This is a genomic window from Telluria sp. ZB2R32 (assembly GCF_059685715.1).
On sequence record NZ_JCASIG010000002.1, the window covers coordinates 801,655 to 817,986 of the forward strand.

15 protein-coding genes and 1 pseudogene are annotated in these 16,332 nt (G+C 64.7%); 14 read left to right on the forward strand and 2 right to left on the reverse strand.

The features are described from left to right. Positions 1-40: 40 nt before the first annotated feature. The gene (gene recA, locus AC56LG_RS08570) at positions 41-1,129 is read right to left on the reverse strand and encodes a recombinase RecA (protein WP_192055923.1); all 1,089 of its coding nucleotides are present in this window, start codon (positions 1,127-1,129) and stop codon (positions 41-43) included. 189 nt (positions 1,130-1,318) lie between these two features. Here recA and AC56LG_RS08575 point away from each other — a divergent pair, with 189 nt between their 5' ends. The 7 genes and pseudogenes from AC56LG_RS08575 to AC56LG_RS08605 all read left to right on the forward strand — a co-directional run. Next, positions 1,319-2,029 (forward strand): response regulator, encoded by a 711-nt coding sequence (locus AC56LG_RS08575; protein ID WP_497165673.1) that lies wholly within the window; start codon positions 1,319-1,321, stop codon positions 2,027-2,029. 62 nt (positions 2,030-2,091) lie between these two features. After that, on the forward strand, positions 2,092-3,597 hold the full coding sequence (locus AC56LG_RS08580; RefSeq protein ID WP_497165837.1) for a sensor histidine kinase: 1,506 nt from the start codon (positions 2,092-2,094) through the stop codon (positions 3,595-3,597). After that, entirely contained in the window at positions 3,587-3,922 is a 336-nt protein-coding gene (locus AC56LG_RS08585; RefSeq protein WP_497165674.1) for a DUF4212 domain-containing protein, read from the forward strand. Before AC56LG_RS08580 ends, AC56LG_RS08585 begins: the two co-directional genes overlap by 11 nt. After that, positions 3,919-5,967, forward strand: a complete 2,049-nt coding sequence (locus tag AC56LG_RS08590) for a sodium:solute symporter family protein (RefSeq protein WP_497165675.1) — start codon at positions 3,919-3,921, stop codon at positions 5,965-5,967. Before AC56LG_RS08585 ends, AC56LG_RS08590 begins: the two co-directional genes overlap by 4 nt. A gap of 102 nt (positions 5,968-6,069) precedes the next feature. Next, positions 6,070-8,097 (forward strand): S9 family peptidase, encoded by a 2,028-nt coding sequence (locus AC56LG_RS08595; RefSeq protein WP_497165676.1) that lies wholly within the window; start codon positions 6,070-6,072, stop codon positions 8,095-8,097. A gap of 45 nt (positions 8,098-8,142) precedes the next feature. After that, positions 8,143-9,366, forward strand: coding sequence for a 6-phosphofructokinase (locus AC56LG_RS08600; RefSeq protein WP_497165677.1), 1,224 nt, complete (start codon positions 8,143-8,145; stop codon positions 9,364-9,366). A gap of 91 nt (positions 9,367-9,457) precedes the next feature. Then, positions 9,458-9,601 (forward strand): annotated as a pseudogene (locus tag AC56LG_RS08605) (STY0301 family protein); the annotation flags it as partial. Positions 9,602-9,665: 64 nt separating this feature from the next. Here the strand turns inward: AC56LG_RS08605 and purM are convergent. Beyond that, entirely contained in the window at positions 9,666-10,709 is a 1,044-nt protein-coding gene (gene purM / locus AC56LG_RS08610) for a phosphoribosylformylglycinamidine cyclo-ligase (RefSeq protein WP_497165678.1), read from the reverse strand. Between the two features lie 306 nt (positions 10,710-11,015). Here purM and hda point away from each other — a divergent pair, with 306 nt between their 5' ends. From hda to thpR, 7 genes are all read left to right on the forward strand, one after another. Beyond that, positions 11,016-11,723, forward strand: a complete 708-nt coding sequence (gene hda, locus AC56LG_RS08615; protein WP_497165679.1) for a DnaA regulatory inactivator Hda — start codon at positions 11,016-11,018, stop codon at positions 11,721-11,723. Then, positions 11,720-12,394: a histidinol-phosphatase gene (locus tag AC56LG_RS08620; RefSeq protein WP_497165680.1), complete on the forward strand. Its 675-nt coding sequence runs from the start codon at positions 11,720-11,722 to the stop codon at positions 12,392-12,394. Before hda ends, AC56LG_RS08620 begins: the two co-directional genes overlap by 4 nt. After that, positions 12,387-13,835, forward strand: coding sequence for a polynucleotide adenylyltransferase PcnB (gene pcnB / locus AC56LG_RS08625; protein WP_497165681.1), 1,449 nt, complete (start codon positions 12,387-12,389; stop codon positions 13,833-13,835). Before AC56LG_RS08620 ends, pcnB begins: the two co-directional genes overlap by 8 nt. Beyond that, complete coding sequence (gene folK / locus AC56LG_RS08630) at positions 13,832-14,308, forward strand: 2-amino-4-hydroxy-6-hydroxymethyldihydropteridine diphosphokinase (protein ID WP_497165682.1); 477 nt, start codon at positions 13,832-13,834, stop codon at positions 14,306-14,308. The genes pcnB and folK overlap by 4 nt, the downstream gene beginning before the upstream one ends. 5 nt (positions 14,309-14,313) lie before the next feature. Then, positions 14,314-14,661, forward strand: coding sequence for a DMT family protein (locus AC56LG_RS08635; protein ID WP_136220979.1), 348 nt, complete (start codon positions 14,314-14,316; stop codon positions 14,659-14,661). A gap of 87 nt (positions 14,662-14,748) precedes the next feature. Beyond that, positions 14,749-15,606 carry a 3-methyl-2-oxobutanoate hydroxymethyltransferase gene (gene panB / locus AC56LG_RS08640; RefSeq protein WP_497165683.1) on the forward strand — a complete coding sequence of 286 codons (858 nt, stop codon included), beginning with the start codon at positions 14,749-14,751 and terminating at the stop codon, positions 15,604-15,606. Positions 15,607-15,635: 29 nt separating this feature from the next. Next, the gene (gene thpR, locus AC56LG_RS08645) at positions 15,636-16,139 is read left to right on the forward strand and encodes an RNA 2',3'-cyclic phosphodiesterase (protein WP_497165684.1); all 504 of its coding nucleotides are present in this window, start codon (positions 15,636-15,638) and stop codon (positions 16,137-16,139) included. Positions 16,140-16,332: the final 193 nt, after the last annotated feature.

Consider the following 16,332-nt stretch of genomic DNA (forward strand, 5'->3'; position numbering starts at 1 on the left):
CAGGAACCGGTGGAGCTGACGCGGGTCAGCTCCAGGCCGATTACTCCGACACGGCCTTCAGCTTCGGTGCCTTGTCGTCGCCGGCAGCGGCATCGGCAGCCACTGGCGGCAGCTCGCGCACACCGAGGGTTGCACGGACCTTGTTCTCGATTTCGCGCGCCAGGGCTGGGCGGTCTTTCAGGAACAGGCGGGCATTGTCCTTGCCCTGGCCGATACGTTCGCCGTTGTAGCTGTACCAGGAACCGGACTTCTCCACGATCTTGTTGTCGGCGCCCAGATCGAGGATTTCGCCTTCGCGGGAAGTGCCTTCTCCATACAGGATGTCGAAGTGCGCTTCGCGGAACGGTGGCGCGATCTTGTTCTTGACGACCTTGACCTTGGTTTCGTTACCGATCACTTCGTCACCCGACTTGATCGAGCCGGTACGACGGATGTCCATGCGCACGGAGGCGTAGAACTTCAGCGCGTTACCGCCGGTGGTCGTTTCCGGGCTGCCGAACATGACGCCGATCTTCATACGGATCTGGTTGATGAAGATGACCAGGGTGTTGGTACGGTTGATCGAGGCGGTCAGCTTGCGCAGTGCCTGCGACATCAGGCGCGCCTGCAGGCCCGGCAGCGAATCGCCCATGTCGCCTTCGATCTCGGCGCGCGGAGTCAGTGCCGCCACCGAGTCGATGACCACCAGGTCGACCGAACCCGAACGCACCAGTGCATCGGTGATTTCGAGAGCCTGTTCGCCGGTGTCCGGCTGCGAGATCAGCAGTTCGTCGAGCTTGATGCCCAGCTTTTGCGCGTAACCCACGTCGAGCGCGTGCTCGGCATCGATAAAGGCGCAGGTGCCTCCGATCTTTTGCATTTGCGCGATCGTCTGCAGCGTCAGCGTGGTTTTACCCGACGATTCCGGACCATAGATTTCCACGATACGGCCACGCGGCAAGCCGCCGACGCCGAGTGCGATGTCCAGGCCCAGCGAGCCGGTCGAAACGGTTTGCACCTCTTCGACAGGGGTGTTCGCGTCCATGCGCATGACCGAGCCCTTGCCGAACTGCTTTTCGATCTGCGCGAGGGCGGCGGCCAGTGCCTTGCCTTTTTCAGAGGCGTTTGCTGCTACTTTTTTGTCGTCCATAATTTTCTCTCAGTCTTGGAGGTACCAAGGTGTGGGCACCCTCACGCTTTACAAGGGTACTACTGTATATAAATCCAGTAGTTTTGTCCAGCGCGGTTTTGCTCAACTGTTGAAGAAGACTCGCTTTGTTGCGCCAAATCAAACACAATAAGGGTAGCCGGGAGGTCTAATTGATAACAGGGTGATCTTATGCGAATTTTGCTTGCTGAAGATGATAGCGTACTCGCCGACGGGTTGACGCGCTCCTTGCGTCAGTCCGGTTATGCGATCGACGACGTGCGCAACGGCGCCGATGCCGACACGGCCCTCTCGACCCAGGAATTCGACCTGCTGATCCTCGACCTGGGGCTGCCGAAGATGTCGGGACTGGAAGTGCTGCGCCGCCTGCGCGCGCGCTCTTCCCTGCTGCCGGTACTGATCCTCACCGCCGCCGACTCGGTCGAGCAGCGCGTCGAGGGGCTCGACCTGGGCGCCGACGACTACATGGCCAAGCCCTTCGCCCTGTCCGAACTCGAGGCGCGGGTGCGCGCGCTGACCCGGCGCGGCGCCGGCGGCGGCCCCACCGTGATCCGCCACGGCCCGCTGGTCTACGACCAGGTCGGGCGCAGCGCCTACATCAACGACCAGATGCTCGACCTGTCGGCGCGCGAACTGGGTTTACTGGAGATCCTGCTGGCCCGCACCGGACGCCTGGTGTCGAAGGAGCAGTTGGTCGACCACCTGTGCGAATGGGGCGAGGAGGTGTCCAATAACGCCATCGAGGTCTATGTGCACCGCCTGCGCAAGAAGATCGAGGTCGGCGGGGTGCGCATCGCCACCGTGCGTGGCCTGGGCTATTGCCTGGAAAAATATTCCGACGCCGCGCGCGCGGGTTCCGAACAGGCGCTCGATTCGAAGTGAGAAAGCGCGCGTTCAAGCACGCGTTGACGGAAGAGCGCGGCGCGAGCGCGCTCGAGGCCGGGTTGTCCGAACCGCTCTACGTGCCGCCGAATCCCGAGCCCGAAGAAAACATCCAGCATTCGCTGTTCGGCGAAATCCTCGACTGGATGCTGGCGCCCCTGCTGCTGCTGTGGCCGATGAGCATCGCGATCACCTACCTGGTCGCAAAATCGATCGCCAACCAACCGTTCGACCATGCGCTCGAAGACCGCGTCACGGTGCTGGCCCAGCAGGTGCGCGAAGAGAACGGCGTTATTACTACCCGCCTGCCGGGCAGCGCGCGCGACATCCTGCGCGCCGACGACATCGACAGCGTGTATTTCCAGGTGGTCGATGCCGCCGGGCGCCATGTCGACGGCGACCGCGAACTGCCGCGCCCGCGCGATTTCGACAACAACAGCGAGGCCGACAAGGACGGCGCCGTTCATTTTCGCAGCGCCGCCCTGCACGGCAACCTGCTGCGCGTGGCTTACCTGTACATCAATCTCGACCCGCTGGCGCCGCCCGACAGCAACTCTCCCGCCTTCCCGCGCAAGGCGCTGGTACAAGTGGCGGAAACGCTCGACAAGCGCGCCTTGCTGGCCAACGAGATCATCAAGGGCGTGATCCTGCCCCAGTTCATCATCCTGCCGATCATCCTGGCCCTGGTCTGGTTCGCGCTCTCGCGCGGCTTGTCGCCGCTGGCCGAACTCCAGGAGCGGATACGCGCCCGTTCCTCGGACGATTTATCACCCATCGACTCACGCCAGGTGCCGGAGGAGATTTCTCCCCTGGTCGGCTCCTTGAATGACATGCTGGGGAGACTCTCCCAGACCATCGACATGCAAAAGCGTTTCATTGCCGACGCCGCGCACCAGATGAAGACGCCGCTGGCCGGCATGCGCATGCAGTCCGAGCTCGCCCTGCGCCAGCTCGACCCGGACGAAATCCACCGGTCGCTCGAACAGTTGGCGAAGAGTTCGGAATCGGCGACCCGGCTGGTGAACCAGTTGCTGGCCCTGGCGCGCGCGGAAAACCAGCCGCATGCCGGCCTCGCCTTCGAAGAAATCGACCTGGCCGCGCTGGCCCGCGGCGTGGTGCAGGACTGGGTGCAGGCTTCGTTCTCCCACCGCATCGACCTCGGCTACGAGGCGCAGGACGAGGACGTCACCATCGCCGGCAATGCCTTGATGCTGCGCGAACTGCTGTCGAACCTGATCGACAATGCGCTGCGCTACACGCCGCCCGGCGGCAGCGTCACGGTGCGGGTGCGGCGCGACGGCGACGCCGCCCTGCTCGAAGTCGAGGACACCGGCCCCGGCATCGCCCCGCACGAGCGCGCCCACGTGTTCGAACGCTTTTACCGCATCCTCGGCTCGAACACCCCCGGCAGCGGCCTGGGGCTGGCGATCGTGCGCGAGATCGCCGGGCAGCACGGCGCCGAAGTCGACATTTTCAATAACCCGCGCAGCCATTCGGCCAGATTCCCGGGCAGCCTGTTCCGGCTGACCTTCCCGCCCCCCGTCAACGATGCCATCGATGCCACCTGAATCAACCCCGCCCGCTCCTTCGCCCGGACCTGACCTGGAGCAGCAGCGCCGCCTGGTCGCCGCCCGCGCCGCGCACTGGCGCCGCACCCGGCGCCTGACCTTTGTGCTGCTGGCCTTGTGGTTGATCACCGGCTTTTGCACCGTGTATTTTGCGCGCGAACTGGCGGACGTCGCCGTGTTCGGCTGGCCGCTGTCCTTCTACATGGCGGCGCAGGGTGCGGCGCTGGTCTGCCTGGCGATCATCGGGATCTACGCCTGGCGCATGCGCCATTTCGACCGCCTGTATGCGCGTGCGCTGGAAGGCAATGCACAGGTAGACGGATGAGTACCAATAAACGCTACTTCCGGCGCCTGTCCGGCTATTACGCCTGGTTCTGCGTCTGCTTCGCCGGCTTCCTGCTGGCCCTGACGATCCTGGAAAACGAAGGCATGCCGCGCCTGTGGATCGGGCACCTGTTCATGTTCGCCACCATCGTGCTGTACGCCACCATCGGCGTGGTCAGCCGCACCTCGAACGTGACCGAATATTACGTGGCCGGACGGCGCGTACCGGCCCTGTTCAACGGCATGGCCACCGCCGCCGACTGGATCTCGGCGGCCAGCTTCATCAGCCTGGCCGGCGGCTTGTATTTGTCCGGCTTCGACGCCCTCGCCTATATCATGGGCTGGACCGGCGGCTATTGCCTGGTCGCCTTGCTGATTGCGCCTTACCTGCGCAAATTCGCCCAGTACACGATTCCGGACTATCTCGCCGTGCGCTACGGCGGCGGCGCGGGCGGGCGCGGCGGGCCGGTGCGCGCGCTCGCCGTCGGCGCCACCATCATCGTTTCCTTCGTCTACGTGGTGGCGCAAATCTACGCGGTCGGCCTGATCGCCTCGCGTTTTACCGGTGTCGATTTCTCGGTCGGCATTTTCCTCGGGCTGGCCAGCATCCTGGTCTGCTCCTTCCTCGGCGGCATGCGCGGCATCACCTGGACGCAGGTGGCCCAGTACATCATCATCCTGGTCGCCTTTCTGATTCCGACCATGTGGCTGTCGGCCAAGCACGCCGACAATCCGGTGCCGCAGGTGGCCTACGGTTCGGTGCTGCCGAAGCTGGCCCAGCGCGAAGCGCAGCTGGCGGCCGACCCGCGCGAACGCGAAGTGCGCGCCACCTTCCAGCGCCAGGCGGACAGCTATGGCGCGCGCCTGGCCAGCCTGCCGGCCTCCTGGGAACAAGGCAAACTGGAGGCCCAGCGCCGCCTCGACACGGCGCGCCTGCGCAACGTCTCGCTGGCCGACGTGCGCAGCGCCGAACGCGCCCTGGCCGCCTATCCGAAGACCGCGGACGACGCCGAGACGCTATGGCGCGAGCAGCGCACGCGCCTGCTGGCACGCGCCCAGCCGCCGCAGCCGCATGCCACGCCCTTCCCGGGCGCGACCGAGGCCGAATCGAATGCGCGCCGCAACAATTTCCTGGCACTGGTGTTCTGCCTGATGTTCGGCACCGCCGCCCTGCCCCACATCCTGATGCGCTCCTACACCACGCCTTCGGTGGCGGACACCCGCGTCTCCGTGTTCTGGACCCTGTTCTTCATCCTGCTGATTTACCTGAGCATTCCGGCGCTGGCCGTGCTCGCCAAATACGACATCTACACGAGCCTGGTCGGCAGCGATTTCAGTGCGCTGCCGACCTGGATTTCCTACTGGGGCAATATCGACAAAGTCAATCCCCTGATCCAGGTGAGCGACATCAACGGCGACGGCCTGGTTCAGCTGGCGGAAATCGCCATCGACGGCGACGTGCTGGTGCTGGCGACCCCGGAAATCGGCGGCCTGCCCTACGTGATTTCCGGCCTGGTCGCGGCCGGCGGCCTGGCGGCGGCGCTGTCCACCGCCGACGGCTTGCTGCTGGCGATTTCGAATGCGTTGTCGCACGACGTGTATTACAAGATCGTCGATCCGGGCGCCTCGACCCAGAAGCGGGTCACGATCTCGAAATTGCTGCTGCTGGCGGTCGCCTTTATCGCCGCCTATGCCGCCTCGCAAAAGCCGGCCGACATCCTGTCCCTGGTCGGCGCCGCCTTTTCGCTGGCGGCGTCGGCCCTGTTCCCGCCGCTGGTGCTGGGCGTGTTCTGGAAACGGGCAAACCACGCCGGCGCCATCGCCGGCATGCTGGCCGGCTTTTTCGTCTGCCTGTATTACATGATCCGCGTCCACCCGATGCTGGGCGGGCAGATAGACGCCGCCTGGTTCGACATCGCACCGATGTCGGCCGGTATCTTCGGCGTCCCGGCCGGCATGCTGGCGGTGGTGGTCGCCAGCATGCTGACGGCGCCGCCGGCGCGCGGCAGCGATGGCCTGGTCGACTATATCCGGGCGCCGGAGTAGCGCAAAAGAATATCCATGACAATGATTTTTTGACATGCGCAAATGTTATCCTTGAGAAATAACCGTCCGCCCTGCGGCCTTCTTCTCAACAGGATTCCAGCAATGTCGTCGACCCGCGTCTCACTTCGCAGTGCCCTCTTGTTTGCCTTGACGTTGGCTGCTGCGCCCGCCGTCGATGCGCAGGTCAATCCGCAAGCGGGCGCGCCGGTGCCGATCGAACGTTTTTTCGGGCGTCCGGCCTTTAACGGCGCCCTGCTGTCTCCCGATGGCCGCTCGGTTGCGGCGCGCAGCAGCGCGCCGGGACAGCGCGCTTTCCTGATCGTGGTCGACCTGCAGACCAACCAGGGCAAGGTCGTGGCAGCCTACGACGATGTCGACATCGGCAGCTTCCAGTGGGTCAACAGCGAGCGCCTGCTCTTCAATGTCTTCGACAACAAGGTGGCACAAGGCGACGCCTACGACGCGCCGGGCCTGTTCGCGGTCAACCGTGACGGCACCCAGCTGGTGCAGCTGGCCGACAGCGACCGCGCCAACACAGCGAGCAAGGCCACGCGCCGCCGCCTGCCTTGGCATACCTATATGCTGCCAGGGCACGGCGCCCAGGATTCCGAGTACGTCTACGTGAAAAACATGGTGCTCAAGGCCGACAGGCGCTCGGCCCGCGTCAGCCTGCTGCGCCTGAATACGCTCACCGGCCAGGCGCAGGAAATGCCGCGCCCGCGCGAAGACGTGACGGACTGGATGCTCGACCACAAAGGCGAGCCGCGCATTGCCAGCGGCAGCAGCGACGATACCGGCACCATTCATTACCGCGATCCCGCCAGCGGCGAATGGCGCAAGCTCTCCACCCATAAACTGTATGGCGACAAGGAAGACAGGCTCTATCCGCTGACATTCGGCCCCGACGGCAAGCTGTACGTCCGGGTGCGCAGCGGCGGCCGCGATACCTCGGCCGTGCACACGCTGGACCTGGCCAGCGGCCAGCTGAGCGCCGAACCGGTCCTCAGTACCGCAGGCTACGACTTCAACGGCGCCGTGCTGACCAGCCGCGACAAGGTGCTGGGCATGCACTTCACGACCGACGCCACCTCGGCCGAATGGTTCGACCCGGCCATGAAGGCGGTGCAGGAAGCGGTCGACAAGGTGCTGCCGGCCACGGTCAACCTGGTGGCGCCCCCACCCCAGCATGCGGCAACGCCGTGGCTGCTGGTGCGCGCCTATTCCGACACCATTCCCTCGACCTATTACCTGTTCAACCGCGAGACCGGGCTGCTCAACAAGGTCGGCGAAACCCATCCGGGCATCGACCCGCAGCGGATGGGCCGCCAGCAGGCCGTCAACTACAAGGCGCGCGACGGCCTGACCATTCCGGCGCTGCTGACGCTGCCCGCCGGCGCGAAGGCCGCCGGACTGCCGCTGGTGGTGCTGGTGCATGGCGGCCCCTGGGTGCGCGGCAGTACCTGGGGCTGGAATGCCGAATCGCAGTTCCTGGCTTCGCGCGGCTACGCGGTGCTCGAACCGTCGTTCCGCGGCAGCGCCGGCCTGGGCGCCGCCCACTACAAGGCCGGCTTCAGGCAATGGGGCCTGGCCATGCAGGACGACCTCGCCGATGGCGTACGCTGGGCGGTCGAGAAAGGCTATGCCGATCCGAAGCGCGTCTGCATCGCCGGCGCCAGCTATGGCGGCTACGCCACGCTGATGGGCCTGGTGAACGACCCGGACCTGTACAAATGCGGCGTCAACTGGGTCGGCGTCACCGACATCAACCTGATGTACGGCAGCGCCCACCACCGCAGCGACATGTCCGACGAATGGAAGCGCTACGGCATGCCCGAGATGATCGGCGACCCGGTCAAGGATGCCGCCCAGCTGAAGGCCACCTCGCCGATCGAGCAGGCCGCGCGCGTCACGCGTCCGCTGCTGCTGGCTTACGGCGGCGCCGACGTGCGCGTGCCGATCGACCACGGCACCCGTTTCCTTGCCGCCGTCCGCCGCACCAACCAGAACGTCGAGTGGGTCGAGTACCCGGCCGAGGGGCACGGCTTCAACCTGCCGAAGAACAACATCGATTTCTGGGGCCGGGTCGAAAAATTTCTCGACAAACATATCGGCAAGGAAGCCGTTCAGTAGTAATCTGGCAGCCGGTCATCCGTCGCTTTGAAAGAGGAGATAGATATGGCATCCGGCAGAATCCTCGTCGCACAAGGAGGCGGTCCGACCGCCGTCATCAACCAGTCGCTGGTCGGGGTGACACTGGAGGCGCGCCGCTTCCGCAACGTCACGCGCATCTACGGCGCCCTGCACGGCGTGCGCGGCATCGTCAACGAGGATTTCCTCGACCTGACCCAGGAAACCAGCCACAACCTCGAACTGGTGGCGGCCACGCCCTCCTCGGCCCTCGGCTCGACCCGCGACAAGCCGGATACGGCCTACTGCACGCGCATTTTCGACGTCTTGCGCGCACACGAAATCGAACATTTCTTTTATATCGGCGGCAACGACTCGGCCGAAACCGTGCGCATCGTCAGCGAACAGGCGCGCGCCGCCGGCTATCCGCTGCGCTCGATCCATATCCCGAAAACCATCGACAACGACCTGGTCGGCAACGACCACACGCCCGGCTTTCCATCGGCGGCGCGCTTCGTCGCCCAGGCCTTTGCCGGCGCCAATCTCGACAATGCCGCGCTGCCGGGCGTCTATGTCGGCGTGGTGATGGGCCGCCATGCCGGCTTTCTCACGGCAGCCTCCGCACTCGGCAAGAAATTCCCAGATGACGGCCCGCACCTGATCTACCTTCCCGAACGCGTGTTCGACCTGGAACGCTTCCTTGCCGACGTCAGGACGATGTACGAACGCCACGGCCGCTGCGTGATCGCCGTCTCCGAAGGCGTGCACGACGCCGCCGGCGAACCGATCGTCACCCTGCTGGCGACGGATGTCGAAAAGGATGCGCACGGCAACGTGCAACTGTCCGGTACCGGCGCCCTGGCCGACCTGCTGTGCGAGGAAATCAAGGACAAACTCGGCATCAAGCGCGTGCGCGGCGATACCTTCGGCTACCTGCAGCGCTCGTTCATCGGCTGCGTGTCCGACGTCGACGGGCGCGAGGCGAGAGAAGTCGGCGAAAAGGCGGTGCAGTTCGCCATGTGGGGCGATGCCGACGGCTCGGTGGCGATCCGCCGCACCGGTTTCTATTCAGTCGACTACGTGTTGCAGCCATTGGACACGGTCGCCGGCAGGACGCGCACCATGGAAGACGAATTCATCAGCGCGAGCGGCACCGACGTCACCGACGCTTTTCGTCTTTATCTGCGTCCGCTGCTGGGGTCCGGCATGCCGGATGCGTTCCGGCTGCGCGGGGCGCGGGTCGACAAGGTGCTTGATCGGGACGCGCCGTAGTATCGTGCCCGCAACGTGAGTTAACTCTCCATAGCCATACTGTTGCGCCAGACCAAATTGCAACACACCCCGGAGGAAGCAGGAGCCGCCGGAGAAGTGGTTCCTCTGCTATTACGGTGCTGGCGGCCAAGTGCAGCTTGCCCGCCGGGTCGCCGACACAACCACCTCGTGCACCTTGACGCACGAAAAAAAGAAATTTCCGCAAGAACCAAAAATTCAGGTCAGCTGTCACTAGCAATAAAAAAATGCCAGTCAGTTTGACTGGCATTTTTCACGGCGCTTTTTCTACCGGTGCGCTGTTACAGCACCACGGTCTGCGCCTGCCCCTCTTCGCGCGCGCGGATTTCGCCGATGCGATAGACGGTCTCGCCCGCCGCCTGCAGCTGGGCCATGGCCGCGTCCGCGTTGTCGGCGGACACGATGACGGTCATGCCGATGCCGCAGTTGAACACGCGGTGCATTTCCGCATCCGCCACGCCGCCGTGCTGCTGCAGCCACTGGAACAGCGGCGGCATCGTCCACGACGAAGCGTCGAGCACGGCCGTCAGGTTGTCTTGCAGCACGCGCGGGATGTTCTCGACCAGGCCGCCGCCGGTGATGTGGACCAGGCCCTTGACTTCCATCGATGCCATCAGCGCCAGCAGCGGTTTCACGTAGAGGCGGGTCGGCGCCATCAGCACGTCGGCCAGCTTGCGTCCGTGGAAATCGGCTTCCAGGTCAGGCTTTGCCACCGAGATGATCTTGCGCACCAGCGAATAGCCGTTCGAGTGGATGCCCGAGGAAGCCAGGCCCAGCACCACGTCACCCGGGACGATCTTGCTGCCGTCGATGATCTGCGATTTTTCGACCGCGCCGACGGCGAAGCCGGCCAGGTCGTATTCGCCGTCCGGGTACATGCCCGGCATCTCGGCCGTTTCGCCGCCGAGCAGCGCGCAGCCGGACTGTTCGCAGCCTTCGGCGATGCCCTTGACCACCGCGGTCGCAGTCGCCACGTCGAGCTTGCCGCACGCGAAATAGTCGAGGAAGAACAGCGGTTCCGCGCCCTGCACCAGGATGTCGTTCACGCTCATCGCGACCAGGTCGATGCCGACCGTGTCGTGGCGGTTCAGTTCGAATGCCAGTTTCAGCTTGGTGCCGACGCCGTCGGTGCCCGAGACGAGGACCGGCTCCTTGAACTTCTTGCTGATCTCGAACAGCCCGCCGAAACCGCCAATCCCGCCGAGCACGCCTTCCCGCATGGTGCGCTTGGCTAACGGTTTGATTGCTTCGACCAGGGCGTCGCCGGCGTCGATGTCGACACCCGCGTCGCGGTAGGAGAGAGAAACATTAGATGGTTGGCTCATGGTATTTGGCAGCGGAGGCGGTAAAATAGAAAGCGAAAACTAGATTCGTGCACTGATTCCAGTCAATCCGCTATTCTAACAAAACGCCCCGGCCCATTTGCCAAACCGAGACAACAACAAAAACATGCCCTCATCCCGCCATCCGGAGCACACACCGCCGAGCCTTGCGCCGGCGCTCCCGAAGGCACCCGCGCCTGACCTTATTTCCCGCTCATCCGGCGCCCGCCATCCACGCGTTTCCATTGTCAGCCCGGCAGCTTCTATAATGCCGCATGCGTATGACACTTCCAGGATGATCCGATCGCCATGAAACAGCTGGTGCTCGATTTAGGCGCCGAGCCGGCGCACAGCCTCGATACCTTCCAGGTCGGGGAAAATGCCGAACTGGCGCACCTGATGCACCAGTTCGCGCAGCGTGCATCGCGCGAGCATTTCGCCTACCTGTGGGGAGACACGGGCGCCGGCAAGACCCATCTGCTGCAGGCGCTGGCCGCCACCCCGCATTCGCGTTACATTGCCGCCGACGCGCCCGCCGCCGACTTCGTGTTTTCCCTTGAGACGACGCTGTACCTGCTCGACGACTGCGACCGCCTGTCGGCCGCGGCGCAAATCGATGCCTTCGCCCTGTTCAACCAGATCCGCGAACATGGCGCTTACATGGTCTCGACCGGCCCGGTGCCGCCGGCCGTGCTGCCGGTGCGCGAGGATCTGCGAACACGCATGGGCTGGGGTTTGATCTACCTGATCCATGGCCTGTCGGACGACCAGAAGATCGCCGCGCTGACCCAGGCTGCCGAAGCGCGCGGCCTGACCCTGTCGGCCAGCGTGTTACCCTATTTGCTGTCCCATTTCAAGCGTGACATGCGTTCGCTGGCGACGATGTTAGATGCGCTCGACCAGTATTCGCTCGAAACCCAGCGTCCGGTCACGCTGCCCTTGCTGCGCGATTTGCTGCTGTCAAATCCAACCGACGCCGCGCAGTCGGAATTCACGCTGCCGGAAAAGAAACAATGACCAAGCTCGCCCTGTTTGACCTCGACCACACGCTGCTGCCGATCGACTCGGATTACGAGTGGGGCCAATTCCTGGTGCGCATCGGCGCAGTCGATGCTGACGCCTACGCGCGCCGCAACGACGCATTCTTTGCCCAGTACCAGGCCGGCGTGCTCGACCCGGTCGAATACCTCGAATTCGCCCTCGGCACGCTGGCGCGCTTTCCTCAATCCGAACTCGAGGCGATGCATGGCCAGTACATGCGCGAAGTAATCGAACCGGCGATCCGCCCGCAAGCGCTGGCGCTGGTGCGGCGCCACCTCGATGCCGGCGACCTGGTGGCCATCATCACCGCCACCAATCATTACATCACGGCGCCGATCGCACGCGTGTTCGGCGTCGAACACCATATCGCGGCCATGCCGGAAACGGATGCCGCAGGCAAGCTGACCGGGAAACTGGCCGGTACGCCGACTTCGGGACCGGGCAAGATCACGCACATGCACGCCTGGCTCGAACGCCTTGGCCGCCCGTTCGCGGGCTTCGAGAGCAGCCATTTCTACAGCGATTCGCACAACGACATTCCGCTGCTATCGGTCGTTTCGCACCCGGTCGCGACCAACCCGAGCGCCGCGCTCGCCAGCCACGCACAAGCGCAAGGCTGGCCTTTACTCCATCTCTTCAATGATTAAAAAATTCATTCGTAAAATCCTTGGCGTGAAAGACGAGCGCGATCCTACCCAGCCGCACATCCTCGGCCCGGACGAACACGGCATCGACCCGAAACTGGTGTCGCCGAACGCGGTCCGCCTCACGCAAACCCTGCAGGAAGCCGGTTATAAAGCGTTTGTCGTCGGCGGCGCCGTGCGCGACCTGCTGCTCGGCGTAAAGCCGAAAGATTTCGATATCGCCACCGACGCCACGCCCGAGCAGGTGAAAAAACTGTTCCGGCGCGCCTTCATCATTGGCCGCCGCTTCCAGATCGTGCACGTGATGTTCGGCCAGGAGCTGCTGGAAGTGACCACCTTCCGCGGCAACGGCAGCAACAACGCCCCGAAAGACGAACACGGCCGCGTCCTGCGCGACAACAACTTCGGACCGCAGCACGAAGACGCCGCGCGGCGCGACTTCACCATCAACGCGATGTACTACGATCCGGCCACGCAAACCGTGCTGGACTACCACGGCGGCATCGCCGACATCCGCGAAAAAATCCTGCGCATCATCGGCGTGCCGGAAGCGCGCTACCGCGAAGACCCGGTGCGCATGCTGCGCGTGGTGCGCTTCGCCGCGAAACTCGGCTTTACCATCGAACCGACCACGCGCGCGCCGATCCCCGTGATGGCGCCACTGATCGACAACGTGCCGGCCGCGCGCGTGTTCGACGAGATGCTGAAATTGCTGCTCTCGGGCCACGCGCTGGCCTGCCTGAAAGAGCTGCGTTCGGCTGGCCTGCACCACGGCCTGCTGCCGCTGCTCGACGTGGTGCTGGAACAGCCGATCGGCATGAAGTTCGTCACGCTGGCGCTGGAATCCACGGATTCGCGTGTAAAGGCCGGCAAGGGCGTGTCGCCGGGCTTCCTGTTCGCTTCGCTGCTGTGGCACCAGGTGCTGGAAAAGTGGACCGCCTACCGCGCCGCCGGCGAAGCGCCGATCCCGGCCCTGCACCTGGCCGCCGACGCCGTGCTCGACACGCAAACCGACAACCTGGCCCTGCAGCGCCGCATTGCCACCGACATGCGCGACATCTGGGCCATGCAGCCGCGCTTCGAGCGCCGCGCCGGCCGCGCGCCCTATAAATTGTTGGAAAACCCACGCTTCCGCGCCGGCTACGACTTCCTGCTGCTGCGCTGCGAGTCGGGCGAACTCGACATGGAACTGGGCGAATGGTGGACCGCCTTCTATGAAGCCGAAGCGGGCGAGCGCGAACGCCTGGTGACCCAGGCCAACCGCCCGGCGCCGGTCGCCGGCGAAAAAAAGAAGCGTGCGCCACGGCGTGGACCGCGCCACCGCAGCGCCGAAGGTACCGATGCAGGTGCCGATGGCGGTGCGGGATCGAACGCGCGCCTGGACGCAAGTTCGAGCGCGGGTTCGGCTGATTCAGCACCGTCCGTGAGCAACATCCGCGAATGATCGCCTTCATCGGCATCGGCGCCAACCTGGGCGATGCGCGCGCAAACGTGCTCGACGCCCTCGCGCGCCTCGATGCGCAGCCCGGCTGCCGGCTCGTCGCCACGTCAAACCTGTGGCGCACGGCGCCGATCGACTCGTCGGGCGACGACTACATCAATGCGGTGGCTTTGCTCGACACCGGACTCGACGCGCACGCGCTGCTGGCCACGCTGCAAGCCATCGAAACGGCCCACGGCCGCGAGCGCCCCTACCGCAACGCCCCGCGCACGCTCGACCTCGATCTGCTGCTCTACGGCGACGCGTTCATCGACAGCGCCACCCTGAGCGTGCCCCATCCGCGCATGCACGAACGCGCCTTCGTGCTGGCGCCGCTGCTGGAAGTGGCCCCAAGCGCGGTCATTCCCGGCAAGGGGCGTGCGGCCGATTACTTACCGGCGGTGGCGGACCAGGCCATCGTCCGCCTCGACACCTGAACCCCATGCAGATCCCCGTTTTCTTCCAGACCGCCGGCTTGCTGGTGCTGTCGAACATCTTCATGACCTTTGCCTGGTACGGGCATTTGAAAAGCCTGAACAACCGCGCCTGGTACATCGCCGCGCTGATCAGCTGGGGCATCGCCCTGTTCGAATACTTGCTGCAGGTGCCGGCCAACCGCATCGGCGCCACCCAGTACAGCCTGGCGCAACTGAAGATCATGCAGGAAGCGATCACCCTGACCGTGTTCGTGCCCTTTGCCATGTTCTACATGAACCAGCCGTTCAAGCTCGATTACGTATGGGCGGCGCTGTGCCTGGTCGGCGCGGTGTATTTTATTTTCCGTAGCTAAACCGGCCGCTTCGGCAGGCGCTTCGGCAAATTTTCTTGCGTCGGATTACACTACGCCGTCGCATATTTTGTTTTCAAAAGGATCACCATGAGCGCTTATTTGCAGGGCAAGGAAATGACGGGCGGCGACGCGCCGGCACCGGTTAAAACCACGCCCAAGGCCGTCACGATCCCGACGCTGCAGGCAATGCGCGCGGCCGGCACCAAGATCGCCATGCTGACCTGCTACGACGCCAGCTTCGCGTCCCTGATGGACCGCGCCGGCGTCGACATGCTGCTGGTGGGCGACTCGCTCGGCATGGTCTGCGCCGGTCACTCCTCGACGCTGCCGGTGACGCTGGCCGACATGGTCTATCACACCGCCTCGGTCGCGCGCGGCAACAAGAACGCGCTGCTGGTGGCCGACCTTCCCTTCGGCAGCTATGCCACCAAGGAAGCGGCCTTCGAGAGCTCGGCCGCGCTGATGCGCGCCGGCGCCCAGATGGTCAAGATCGAAGGCGGCGCCTGGCTGGCCGAGACCGTTTCCTTCCTCTCCGAGCGCGGCATTCCCGTCTGCGCCCACATCGGCCTGACCCCGCAATTCGTGCACCAGCTGGGCGGCTTCAAGGTGCAGGGTAAAACCAATGAAGGCGCCGAACGCCTGAAGAACGATGCGCTGGCCCTGCAGGCGGCGGGCGCGGCAATCGTGCTGCTGGAAGCGGTGCCGGCGGCGCTGGGCAAGGAAACGACCGAACTGCTGCAGGTGTCAACCATCGGCATCGGCGCCGGCCCCGACTGTTCCGGCCAGGTGCTGGTGATGCACGACATGCTGGGCGTCTTCCCAGGGCACAAGGCGCGCTTCGTGAAGAACTTCATGGAAGGCCAGACCAGCATCGAAGCGGCCGTGCGCGCCTACGTTGGCGGCGTCAAGGATGGCAGCTTCCCGGCGCCGGAACACTGCTTTTAAAGACTGGACGGCGCGATATGGCTGCTGCAATGAGCACCCGGCTGTTCCTGGCGCTGTGGCCCGATCCGGCAATGCGCCACCAGCTGCGCGAACGGCGCGATGCCTGGGACTGGCCGCGCGGCGCCAGCCCGGTGCATGCCGAGAAACTGCACGTGACGCTGCACTTCCTCGGCGAGGTGCCGAGCGAACGCCTGCCCGACCTGCGCCGCGGCTTCGCGGTGCCGTTTACTCCCTTCGCCCTGTCGCTCGGGGTACCGAAACTGTGGCCGCACGGGATTGCCGTGCTCGAGCCGCACGAGGAACCGCCTGAACTGCTGGAATTGCACGCCAACTTGTCGTCCGCCCTGGTCGCCCTTGGCCTGCAACCCGAAGCACGCAAGTACCGCCCGCACGTGACGCTGGCGCGGCGTGCGAACGGGGCCGTCGTGCCGCCCGAGTCAGAGCCGCTGGTCTGGCAGGTCGGTGGCTATGCGCTGGTGGAGTCAAAACCCAGCAATGGGGGTGGGTATACAGTACTGGAACACTACAGCTGAACCGTAGGGTGGACGGGAAAGCCCGTCTACCCTACGGAAATTGCGCCACCGCCTCACACCAGCACGTGCGTAAGCGGCTATTGGAACAGACCCGTAAGGTGGGCGGCTCCACCTCTTCAGTTTGCAAACCAATGGCATGTGTGCCGCCCACGCGTTCAACCGGCCGATGATTCATCGCGACGGTGCAGAGTAT

Coding starts and splice junctions, on each gene's coding strand:
- recA (WP_192055923.1), bottom strand. CDS start 1,129: ATGGACGACAAAAAAGTAGCAGCAAACGCCTCTGAAAAAGGCAAGGCA.
- AC56LG_RS08575 (WP_497165673.1), top strand. CDS start 1,319: ATGCGAATTTTGCTTGCTGAAGATGATAGCGTACTCGCCGACGGGTTG.
- AC56LG_RS08585 (WP_497165674.1), top strand. CDS start 3,587: ATGCCACCTGAATCAACCCCGCCCGCTCCTTCGCCCGGACCTGACCTG.
- AC56LG_RS08590 (WP_497165675.1), top strand. CDS start 3,919: ATGAGTACCAATAAACGCTACTTCCGGCGCCTGTCCGGCTATTACGCC.
- AC56LG_RS08595 (WP_497165676.1), top strand. CDS start 6,070: ATGTCGTCGACCCGCGTCTCACTTCGCAGTGCCCTCTTGTTTGCCTTG.
- AC56LG_RS08600 (WP_497165677.1), top strand. CDS start 8,143: ATGGCATCCGGCAGAATCCTCGTCGCACAAGGAGGCGGTCCGACCGCC.
- purM (WP_497165678.1), bottom strand. CDS start 10,709: ATGAGCCAACCATCTAATGTTTCTCTCTCCTACCGCGACGCGGGTGTC.
- hda (WP_497165679.1), top strand. CDS start 11,016: ATGAAACAGCTGGTGCTCGATTTAGGCGCCGAGCCGGCGCACAGCCTC.
- AC56LG_RS08620 (WP_497165680.1), top strand. CDS start 11,720: ATGACCAAGCTCGCCCTGTTTGACCTCGACCACACGCTGCTGCCGATC.
- pcnB (WP_497165681.1), top strand. CDS start 12,387: ATGATTAAAAAATTCATTCGTAAAATCCTTGGCGTGAAAGACGAGCGC.
- folK (WP_497165682.1), top strand. CDS start 13,832: ATGATCGCCTTCATCGGCATCGGCGCCAACCTGGGCGATGCGCGCGCA.
- AC56LG_RS08635 (WP_136220979.1), top strand. CDS start 14,314: ATGCAGATCCCCGTTTTCTTCCAGACCGCCGGCTTGCTGGTGCTGTCG.
- panB (WP_497165683.1), top strand. CDS start 14,749: ATGAGCGCTTATTTGCAGGGCAAGGAAATGACGGGCGGCGACGCGCCG.
- thpR (WP_497165684.1), top strand. CDS start 15,636: ATGAGCACCCGGCTGTTCCTGGCGCTGTGGCCCGATCCGGCAATGCGC.